Annotated in this window: 7 protein-coding genes and 1 tRNA gene; all 8 read right to left on the bottom strand. The window is 42.1% G+C overall.

Annotation, left to right across the window (positions count from 1 at the left end; translation table 11 throughout):
• Window positions 1-405 precede the first annotated feature (405 nt).
• The gene (locus HMPREF9078_RS09830) at window positions 406-5,880 is read right to left on the bottom strand and encodes an alpha-2-macroglobulin (RefSeq protein ID WP_009420531.1); all 5,475 of its coding nucleotides are present in this window, start codon (window positions 5,878-5,880) and stop codon (window positions 406-408) included.
• Between the two features lie 151 nt (window positions 5,881-6,031).
• A complete protein-coding gene (locus HMPREF9078_RS09835) occupies window positions 6,032-7,690 on the bottom strand; it encodes a hypothetical protein (protein ID WP_009420532.1) in 1,659 nt (552 codons plus the stop codon).
• Window positions 7,680-8,159 (bottom strand): regulatory protein RecX, encoded by a 480-nt coding sequence (locus HMPREF9078_RS09840; RefSeq protein WP_009420533.1) that lies wholly within the window; start codon window positions 8,157-8,159, stop codon window positions 7,680-7,682. The genes HMPREF9078_RS09835 and HMPREF9078_RS09840 overlap by 11 nt, the downstream gene beginning before the upstream one ends.
• 115 nt (window positions 8,160-8,274) lie before the next feature.
• Window positions 8,275-8,655, bottom strand: a complete 381-nt coding sequence (locus HMPREF9078_RS09845) for a hypothetical protein (protein ID WP_009420534.1) — start codon at window positions 8,653-8,655, stop codon at window positions 8,275-8,277.
• Between the two features lie 47 nt (window positions 8,656-8,702).
• Window positions 8,703-8,773: transfer RNA gene (locus tag HMPREF9078_RS09850), tRNA-Cys, on the bottom strand.
• A gap of 45 nt (window positions 8,774-8,818) precedes the next feature.
• Complete coding sequence (gene folB, locus HMPREF9078_RS09855) at window positions 8,819-9,184, bottom strand: dihydroneopterin aldolase (protein WP_009411038.1); 366 nt, start codon at window positions 9,182-9,184, stop codon at window positions 8,819-8,821.
• A gap of 17 nt (window positions 9,185-9,201) precedes the next feature.
• Window positions 9,202-10,152: a type IX secretion system membrane protein PorP/SprF gene (locus HMPREF9078_RS09860; RefSeq protein ID WP_009411039.1), complete on the bottom strand. Its 951-nt coding sequence runs from the start codon at window positions 10,150-10,152 to the stop codon at window positions 9,202-9,204.
• Window positions 10,153-10,739: 587 nt separating this feature from the next.
• On the bottom strand, window positions 10,740-10,968 hold a 229-nt coding region (locus tag HMPREF9078_RS12235), incomplete at its 5' end, for a hypothetical protein (protein ID WP_009420535.1).

Raw genomic sequence — 10,968 nt, forward strand, 5'->3', positions numbered from 1 at the left:
AAGCTTCCTATAAGCTCTCTATAAGCTAACCCCATCCATTTTACAGCTCATCTTTTACCTTTTACCTAAGTTCTCCCTTCTGAACTTCTCCGATATCTTTCTATCCCCTCAGCTCTCCCCAATAAAGCCATCAATCTCGTCTTACTTCCGTCCGACAAGTCCGAATCGTCCGATAACTCCATTACTGCCTGTATAACTCACACCTCCCGTTTACTAATTTCCAAATTTGCTAATCTGCTAATTTTTCCCCGCTTGCCGTGCTACAATTGCCTGCCGTGTTACGACCTCGCACCTCCGAGCTTTCCAGAAACCTTTCAAATAAAAAAAACTGCCCACATTACTGCAGGCAGTTTTAGTATCACATCTTATTTGTTAATTCCCTCATTCCCTCATTTTCTCATTTTCTCATTTCCTAATTACCTCCACCCATCTACCATTGGTGCGGGTGTTGTAGCGGTTGCTGTACATTGCCTCAGCATAAGTGCCTGGCAGATAATAGTGTCCCGCATACGAAGCATTCAGCTTGAGCTTGATATACTTCGTTTGTTTGGCTTTCAGCGATAAGTAGAAATTCGCACGGTCGTCACGGAAATCAGTGTAGTCTATATAGCCGTTGTCATCACCTTCATCATAGTCAGTAAAGCGGGTGTTTACAATCTCCCAGCCCGAAGGGATAATTTGGGTGAGTGCTACATTGTCTACTCTCTCCCCTGTGAGGTTTGTAATCTCAATAGTTGCTACAAACTGAGTACTTTGGCGCAAATTGGTCACATCAAGTGTGTGTCCGTTGTTATCGCGGTAAGTCGTGTTGAGCGAAAGTCCGTTTTGCATAGCGAGCTCTTTGCCCACTGGTAATATACCGCTGGTAATGAGGCGTACATAGAGGGTTTGGTTACCATTGTTCTTCACTTGTAAAGTCTCATTGCCTTTGGTAGCAAGCGCCTTCTGTAGCATTGGCTCAGTAGATTTTAAATTTTCGGTTTTACCACCCAAAGTATAACTGGCTGCTATATTTCTACCACTCTTGTTCTTCTGTACATATTTTGCCATTGCATAAAGCGAATAGGCTGTAGTTTGAGTGCTGAGCCAATCGTTAGTCGAGAGTTTTTCTGCAATCTCCAATGCCCAACGTCCTGCATCTTCTTTCCTACCGATAAGCAAAGCGGTTTCCATTGCCATTGCTTTATTGCGCAACACCGAGCCGTAATAGCTATCGGCATCGTCGTCTATGGAAGTGGTTTGGAAGAGCTTTTCAGCGGTTTGCTTTTGTCCCGCAAGAGCGTAGGCAGCTGCCAAAGTGCGTTTAGCGTTAGGAGTGAGCTCACTGAGTTCACGCAAGCGGTTCATAGCGCCTATGTTAGGATTTCCGGCAAGAGCCAAGGTATAGAGGCGATAGGCTTGGGCAAAATCGTTTTGATATTTACCCTCGTAACGCCATTGGCGCGCCTCATTGTTCTGATAGTCGAGCCAACGCTGTTTGCTACCTGAGGGCAATACATAACCTTTCTTCTCGGCTTCTACAAAAAACTGACCTATATACGAGGTTACCCAATCATCGGCATACTTGCCACCTTTCCAGTAGGTAAATCCTCCATTAGAGAGTTGGTTTTCATACAATTTGCTAATGGTAGCACTTACATTGCGGTTCACCTCATCGGCTTTTTCTTTAGAAAGGGTTACAAAGTCAGCTAAGAAAAGTTGAGGAAACGCCCCTGAGGTGAGTTGCTCGCTACAACCGTGCGGATAAGCGATAAGATAACCCAAACGCTGAGTGAGGTTCACCCCTGGGAAGCTCGATACTTCTAATACTGTTTTGGCTTTTTCACCAAAGAGATTAATATTGAGAGAATGTGACTGTCCGCCTTGTAGTACGGCGTTTTGTACTACATAAGTAACGGGATTAGGGTTGTACACATCCATTTCCACCTCATAAGTTGCTTTTTCCTTACCCGAAGTAGCAATGATTTTTACCTTACAGATACCTGTTTGCGAGGTGGTTTCAAGTTCAAAGTAAGCCATTTGCTCCCCTGTCTTCTCAAAGTGCAACTGTTGGTTGCGTGTGCCTACTACTTTAAACAAACCGTTAGTCTCTACTTGTAGCGATACGTTCTTCACTTGTTTTTCCATAGCAAAAACGGTTACCGGCAACACGATTTTCTCGTTAGGCACAGCTTTGCGTGGTAAAGAACCTAAAATCGATAACGGACTCACCACAGGTATATCCTTTTTCTCAGCACTACCATAGGCGTTGCCTTTCACATCGCTGGCTACTACCATCACACGAGCAGAGCCCATATAGTTAGGAATTTTCACGGTGTGAGTATTCCCTGCCCCTTTTTTCAGTTCAAAAGGACCTCTAAATATCACAAACGGTTTGAAACGGTTTGCTTTCTGTGCATCAGCACCGCCTAAATCTTCATCTCCTCCTATACTGAACGCTTGATTGATAGTACCTCCATAAGCACCTATTACATCATCGTACACGTCCCAAGTCTTTACTCCAAGAGCAGTTTTGCTAAAGAAAGTATTCCAAGGGTTAGGAGTTTTGAAGCGGGTGAGGTTCAACAATCCATCTTCTACGATAGCCAAAGTGTATGTCATCGGTTTACCCGATTTCTCACTTACTTTTATCTGTACCTTTTGGTTAGGTATCAATCGGTCGGGCATTTGGATTATAGGATTGAGGACGGTATTCTTGTCTACCACCTTCGCCGGTATCACCCCATAGAGGCGTATAGGCGCATCATTGAGCGTTTTGTTGTGCGGTTGCAAGAGGGTAACATAGAAATACACATTAGGCGTCATTTTATTGGTGATAGGTACCTCAAAAGTAGTTTCTTTATTAGCAGTCTCTACCCAGTGAGTTTCGAGTACATCGTTCCCGTTTTCTACCGAGATGAGTGCACGACCGCCTTTGTCTGACGGGAAACTAATCTTAGCTTTTTCACCTACGCTGTATTCTTTTTTGTTAGTACCCAAAGCGAGCATTACCGCTTCACTACCCTCACTGCCACGCGATTTGCCAGTCCAGTCACCCCAATCAAAATAAGTAGTCGTGCCACATTTATGACCGCTTTGGTCATCAGTGAGCATAATAAAATAGCGACCCCAGTCGGCATCCGGAATATTGAGTGTAAAACGTGCTTTACCACTGCTGTCGGTAGTGATGTTTTTAGTGGTGTAAATAGCATTGCTACTACTGCTATTATAGGTAGAGATATTCTGGTTCGAAGCGTCCCACCACCAGTTCCAGCCTACTTTATACACGGTTACCGACACGTCTTTATGGCTGAGTGGTTTGCCGTCTTCGCTGAGTACTACTGCATCGAAAGTGTGGTTTTGTTGGGTGTTGTAATAATCGTATTTGTTGGTTTCGGGCAAGCGTAAACCTACGTACTCACTATAAGGTGAGAAAGAAGCGGTACTCACATCGGTACTGAAATCGCCACCACTTTCGTTGGCTTGGGTGAGGAAGTTCACTTTTAGCATACCAGGAGCATCTAAGTCGTTCGTTCTGAAGTAGAAATTCGCATTCCCGTTGCTATCGGTACGCCCTTCAAATACGTTCATTTCTTCGCTCTCAAACTGATAAGCGCGATTGTTGAACACGTATTTTTCATAACCTTTGAAGGCAGTTTCTAAGGGGTAGAACTTCGCTTTCACGCTCACACCTGTATTACCTGCTGGAGAGCCGTGTAACCACAACACTTGCAAGCGCACATTGTCGCCCTTTTGACTGATAAGTTTACCGTTGAGGTTGTTCTCTATCTTCAAGCGGTTAGGCTTAATGGTTTCAATTTTGATGCGTTTGCTGAATTTCGTAGCCCCTGCCGAGATACTCACATTCCAGTTGCCCGTAGGCGCATCGGAGTTGGTTTTTAGTCCAAATACATACTGGTTGGTAGGGTTGCTACTCTGCATACGCTCGGCAATCACCTTTCCGTAAGGGTCAGTAAAGCGCAGTTTGATAGGCAGTTTTTCAGGGGTCTTTTGGGCAAAGTCGTTCAATATAAAGCCCACATAAATGCTATCACCGGGTCGCCATACGCCACGTTCGGTATAGATAAAGCCGTTGAGCCCTTTCTGTAAGCGCATACCATCTACATCGTATTTGCTTACCGACTGTGGTGCGCCGTCGTCTAACTTCACATAGGTAGTGAACTTGTCTTTTTTCACTTTCGCAAAATAAGCACGGCTACTGAGGTCTAAGTGCAATATTCCCTTACTATCGGTTTTGCCTTCTTGTATTTTCTGCTGTTGGTAGCTGAAAACCTCTACTATTGCTCCAACTACCGGTTTAGTAGTGAGCAAGTCGTTTACTACTATGGTAAAGTTGTTCGTTTGTCCTTTCTTTACAATCACCCCAAGGTCGGAAGCAAGCACATTGGTACCCACCGTTCTGCCGTAGTAATAATTGTCTTTACAAGGACTATCCTCGTCTTCTTCCCAGTAGAATTCTTCGTCGTAATCATAGTATTGAGAGTAGGTTACATCGTCGTCATTTAATGGTTTTTGTTCAAACGAAAGGTCAAGAGGTTCTTCGTTTTTAGCACCACAAGCGTAGAGTGAATAGTTTTTGGTCATTCCTAATTCTACTCGGTAAATTGCCCCTGGTTCGGGTGTAATCACCGAAGCAAGGTCGAGCGAATAAGTATTCCACTCGTTCAGCGGATAGAGCGCGCTGTCGTTCAGTTTGAGTACTTTTCGTGCAATAGGTTTGCCTACACGCTGTATATACGAGCCTCCGCCCAAATCGTTATCTTGCAAAAACTGAAAGATATTGTTCTCGAAAATGCGGTATACTGTTACATTCACCGCGCGCAAGTTGATAGTTTGGAAGTTGATTTTTAAATTCTGTGAGCTCGGTAGGATAGTACCGCTCTTAAGAAAGCGAATATCGGGTTTTTGCTGTAAAAATTTGATGTCAAAAGTTGCTTCTTTTTCCAAGCGGTCGCCATAGATATTCTTGATACCTTTAGAAACGTGCACCTTGTAGTCACCCTCTTTTTGTTCCTCGCGGAAGACCTTCACTACGTTGCCGTTTACGCTGTATTTCAGTGCAGTATTGGTATTGCTGAGGCTTATGAGTCCTGTAAAATCTTGTTCTTTTTCTAAGGGGTCAGAAAAGTTTACACTGAAAGCCTGGTTGGCACCGTCGGTTTTAGCGTTCAGTGCCTTGAATACCCCCTTTTGCGGAATAGTATAAGAGAAAGGTATGAGGTTTTCTTTAGGTATGTCTTTAACGTCCCATTTTATTTGAAGAGTTTGTTCTTTGTTGAGACGAGGCAAGCTGTCGAAGATAATCACAAACTTGTTATTAGTGCCTTGCGACTGGAACTTTACACCTACTTTCTTCCCATCAAGAGTTGCTTTTAAAACCTCTTTAGCAGTTTCGTAAGGTATTTGGTCATTAGCCAAGAGTTCAGCACTAAGAAAATAATAATCACGGTTGTACGACTGTAACTCGTTTGACCTTACTCGAAAGGCTTGTTGAAAAGTTTTCACTGTAAAGTTGAAAATCTCCAGTTCCTTTTTTGGTACTGCATAGAGCTTTTTCACGTGAAACGACACGCGGTACTCTGTGTTTTGAGCCAAAGGTTTTTCAGGCATAAACTCTACAAGTGTAGGGTTTACGCACACCACTTTTCCTTTCACCTTAGGCGAAATCTCAAAGAGGTTAAGGTCGCTCACCTTGTCCATTTTGTCTTGCGACAAGGGTTCATTCAGTAGTATTTTTATTCCTGAGTGGGCAGAGATAAGCCCTGAGGTATACCCTGAAATATAATCTTTAAAAGCTAGTGGGTCGCTGTTGAAATTTACATTCTTCTTACAAGCGATAGCAACCAACAACGCTATCAGTACAAAGCCTATTTTTTTCATATTTTGATGACACTAATATTTTAAGGTACAAAGGTAGGAATTAATTATCAAATTAGCAAATGCTTTCTGAAAAAGCGTACCCTCTAAAAATAATACTTGTGTCGTTCACTTTAATTGCTTGTACTGTTATGAATGCCTATATGGCTCGCACTTAGTTAAATATCTGCTCTAATATTTTAAAGGTGATGAGGTAGGTAGGCTTTACTCCCGTAGTTCCCAAGCCTCCTGAGGCAAGAGTGCTACCAGTCTCCAAAGGATTGTCGGAAGCGTAGTAGGCATAACGCACTTTCACATCTTCACGTATGCTCTTGCGTATTTTTGATGCCGACTGTATAGCTTTTTGGTAATGTACACCTTCCATCTCCAAGCCTACTGCATTCCACGTAGAGTGTAGGAAGAATTTTAATATATCTTTGTTTTGTAGTGAAGTTCCCAACACAGTAATCATAGAGCCCTCAAACACTTTCAGCCCATTACCTTCAAAGTCGGCTTTGGTAAATTCGTTGTGGAAAGGATAGTTATCTGCCGTACCTTCGAAGATGTGTGCAGTAGGAATCATTAGGTCTCCTTTCTCACCTTCCAAGATGCCTGCCTTACCCATAATTGAGATAGAAAGCACGTCTAAGAAATAGGTCTTGCCTCCTTTGTGATAAGGTTTTAGGAGTTCATCTATGGTCTCAAAGGCTTGTTCACCAAAAGCGTAGTCCATTACTAATATCACAGGTTTTTCACCCTTTTCAAGATGATGTACTTCGTATGGTGTATCTGTAAAATCTATTTTGGCAGTGTCAAACAGTTGCACGTCGATATTCGTACCAGAAGTATCGTCTACCGAAATCATTCCGTGTTTATGAGCATATTCCTTCACTTTTTTGCGCAGAGGTTCACTTTCGGGCAGACTTAGGAGCTCGAAGAGTTCTATACGTGAGCTTACTTCCACTTCTTTGGCAAGTGCTTTTTCAGCAAATAAGCTGTTCATCACGCTGTGCATATTGGCACTGATGATGTGTAACGGGCGTTCTAAGAGTCCATTTTTTAGTAATATATGCTTGATGTGTTCCGCCCATATCTCTCCGTGCAGGTGATGCCCGATACGCTCGCGCAATACAGTGCTAAAGGTGATAGTGCGCTTATCGTCGTTCACGCGTTCGTTCAGAGCGAGCTTGCCTAACCAGTAAATAATGTGGATAAAGCGGTCGGGTAGGGTAGGAGTAGCTAAGGCTTTGTAAGCTCCCAGCACCTCTTCAAAAGTGCGCCCCAAAAGGTTGCCTATGTGTATAAAGGTAGCCTCACGCTCGGCAAGGGTGAGTTTATTCTTTTGTATATTGGCTTCTAATTTTGCCCAATCGTGCGAAATTTTATTGTCGTCTAACAGAATGCGGTCGGCGATTTTGTGTGACTCTATAAATAAGAAAGTAAGGTGCGTAAGCACGTCGTAAATATCCGAACGACCACGAGTGATTTCAATATTCATCTGCTCAGGGTCTATACGGTAACAATTGCGGCGACGCTTCGGTGGGATAATAGGCTTGAAGTGCGATTGGCGGTATCCCTCATCAGCAATTAGGTTGATGTATTTACACTGCTCAATCCCTTCCGGCAGACGGTCAAGTACATAAATAAGTCCGCTCAGTTCCGATTTGCTCTCAGCAATACTTCCATAGATTTCTGGGCGCAATACCAGTAGTGATTCGCGTAGTGCCTCGCCCGAGATACCCATAGGTTTATAGAAACCCCTTGAAAAGAGGTGTCTCATCGTTACATACATACGCTCTATAGCGTTCGTTGATTCCTGTGCTCTACTTTTCATATAATTCTTCTACTTTCTCATAAACCAAATCCGGCTCCCAACCGCGGTACAGTAGGTAATTAGCCAGTTTAGCTTTAGCTTTATAAGGGTTCTTTTCTCTGATAGTAGCTTGTTTTTTCTCAGCCACTATCTCAAAAGTATCTATGTATTCTTCTTCGTCAATTTCTTCTAAGCCCACTTCAATATTGTACTCCGAAAGCCCTCTGGTTTTTAGTTCCCGTTCTATGCGCACGCGTCCCCATTTTTTGATGCGAAACTTACCACGGGCAAAGCTTTTAGCAAAGCGCTCTTCGTTTAGGAAGCCGTTTTGTATCAGGTGTACCACTATATCATCAATAGCCAAAGGTATCATACCCATAGTACGCAGTTTTGTTACTACCTCGCGGTGGCAACGCTCTTGGTAGGCACAATAGGCTTCCAATCGTTCTTTTGCCTCTTGTACGGTATAGGTCTTTGCAGTAGCTTTCATTATAATTTTGTAATTGGGCAAAGATACAAGAAAAGCTACCAATACGGTAGCTTTCTCTTAATAATTTTCTTACTAATCTTTTACTAACTTAATTATGCGGGAATTAGAGCTGTGATTAGAATATAGCTGCTAAATCTTTTTTGTACTTAGCGAGTAAAGCTCTTGTTATACCATAGTTTGCTTTAGTCGAGTCTACTACTAAATAAACGAAATAACTGCCGTTTGCTGACACATCAATAATGTGATTTTGGTCAGTTAAAACAATTACAATCTCATCTATTTTTTCCTTAGTAGCCAATCCTAATGCTTGAAGTGCATTTTGTTTAGCCTTCACTACCTCTAAGTTATAAGCAGAACCTAAGTTAGGGTCAAAACTAGGATCTACTGATTCTGCACCGTAAGAAACCCCTGAACGTACTTCAGTTACTGAAACGGCGATAAAACCAGGAATGTTCTCTTTTACATCCTGAATAAATTTGTCTAAAACGTTTGTCATCTTTTTGAAATTTTTACTTTGTGGATTAATTATTTAGTTAAAAAGTGAGGCATCGAGCGGATTTGAACCGCTGTAAAAGGTTTTGCAGACCTCTGCCTAGCCCCTCGGCCACGATGCCTTTTTATGTTTTGTAGTATCAGCGTGCAAAGTTACTACCTTTTTTTTAATTAGCAAGTTTTTTCTGTTTTATTTTTACACTCACCGAGGCTACGTCGCCATTAATAGGGGGATTGATTTTCGCAATTTCAAGTGTTATCTTCTGAACCTCAGAAAGCTCTTTGAATATCCTGTCTATAATGCGACCCGCTACGTGCTCTAATAATTCCGACCGTATAGCCATCTCTTCTTTTACAATCCTGTTCAAGTGTACATAGTCTACCGTGTCAGCAAGTCGGTCGCTCTTAATAGCTTTTTCAAGAGGAACTTTCACCTTCACATCCACGCGGTAATCACTCCCTATAATACCCTCTTCAGCAAGGCATCCGTGATTGGCGCGAACGCGTATGTTCTTTAAGATAATATGTTGCATTCTATATTGTTATACTACTATCGCTGTGCACATTTACAGTTACTTACTCCTTGGAATAGGTCAAGACCTAAGGTTATCACGTGAGTACCTGAGTTGTATCTGATAAGTTCGTTTAAGTGGAGTTGGTAAGAGTATGCAAAGTACACCATTCCGCGTTTGAGCCCCGCCATAGGACCAATGTTTAGTGGTTTGAAGATTTGGTCATTTAACGAGCGATAATTCACCCCTACCCAATAATAATCGTCTAAATCCATCCAGCGAAATTTAAGGTTAAAATCAGTAGTAGAACGCCCGTCGCTTTCGTAGTACTGATAAAGTACTGAAGGCTCTATTTCAAAACGACTGTTCTTGTCTTTTTTATAACGGTATCCTGCGTAAACAAGGTAGTTGCGCAAAGCCTTAGGCTCTTCTTTGTAGAAACGCTCAATATCCTTGTTTAAGATGTTTAAACCCGATAGGTTTACAAACCATCTTTTATAGCGGTAAAGCACCGCTACATCAAAGTTGTGATTCACAGTAAAGCGGTCGTTAGTAACTTGTGGGTCAGGAATATTGTCGAACTTGTCGATATCAATCCTAAAAGTGTTCAAGGCATACGAAATACCAAATGAAATAAAGTGGTTGTCATAACGGTCAAGTGTAAGGTGGTGCGCAAACGTAGCTTTACCCCCCATTTGCTTGGTATTCCCGTTGCGGTCATTATAAAGCATAAGCCCCACGCCGCTGCGTTCTCCTAAACGCATATCTCCCGCAAGCGATTGATAATCAGGAGCGCCCTTAACGCCTACCCATTGAGTACCTGCTGAAAGACGTATTCTCACAAAGTCCCCAATACCTGCATAGGTAGGGGCAATAAGAAATTCGCTATCTGCCAAATATTGGTTCATTTGTGGCAAGTTCAACTCTTGCGAAAGAGCTTTCCCCCCCATAGTGCATAGTGCGAGCATTAACAATACTATTCTTTTCATTGTCGATAAAAATTTACTTAAACTATTTTCTTGCTATAAAATTACTAATTATCTCACAACACCTATATAGTACGTAGCTATAGTGTGCAAAATTTTCAGCAAATATACTCATTATTTTTTTACTGCACTATTTTTTTACAAAAAAAATGTGCATATTTAACACATTTATATTTTTATTAACATTTTTAAAGCTGTTTTTCAGCTTTTTATATTTTTATGTTTTGTGAATAATTAACATATAAAAATAGCCTATTTATCCTTTTTTATGAAGATTATAATGCTAAAAACGGCTTTTGATGCGTTTTTTCGTATGTGTAAAAAACACCGTATCTTAATGACCCCACCTAAACAATTTTAACGTTTCAAAATGATGATTTTTTTCTATAAACCATAAAACTTCTTCCTCACCTCACTCTAAAATCACCCTTCCGGCATTATTCTCCCTCCACTCGTCTCACAAGTCCGAACCATTCTGCCTGACCGACCTCATTGGAGGTTGCTTTGTAGGAGGTTCAATTTTGCCCTCCGCTGGCGCGAGCTTTTAGCTCGTGCTCTCACTACTAATTTCTAAATTTGCTAATTCCTAATTATCCCTTCTCCTTTCCGTCGCCATATTCCCCCTTTGAAGGTAGCCAGCGACAGCTGGGTATGTGCCTCACAAGAGCAGAGTATGTGTAAAGAGAGATGTTTGTCACCTTTTCCAGCTTGTCCCCCTTCGGGGGGTTCGGGGGCTTACCCAATAAATGATTCGCCACATTCCCCCTCTCCGAGGGAAGTCCGCGAGAGATTTTCATCACATTTTCTTCGTCATTCGTC

This window comes from Capnocytophaga sp. oral taxon 380 str. F0488 (assembly GCF_000318255.2).
Classification (GTDB): Bacteria; Bacteroidota; Bacteroidia; order Flavobacteriales; family Flavobacteriaceae; genus Capnocytophaga; species Capnocytophaga ochracea.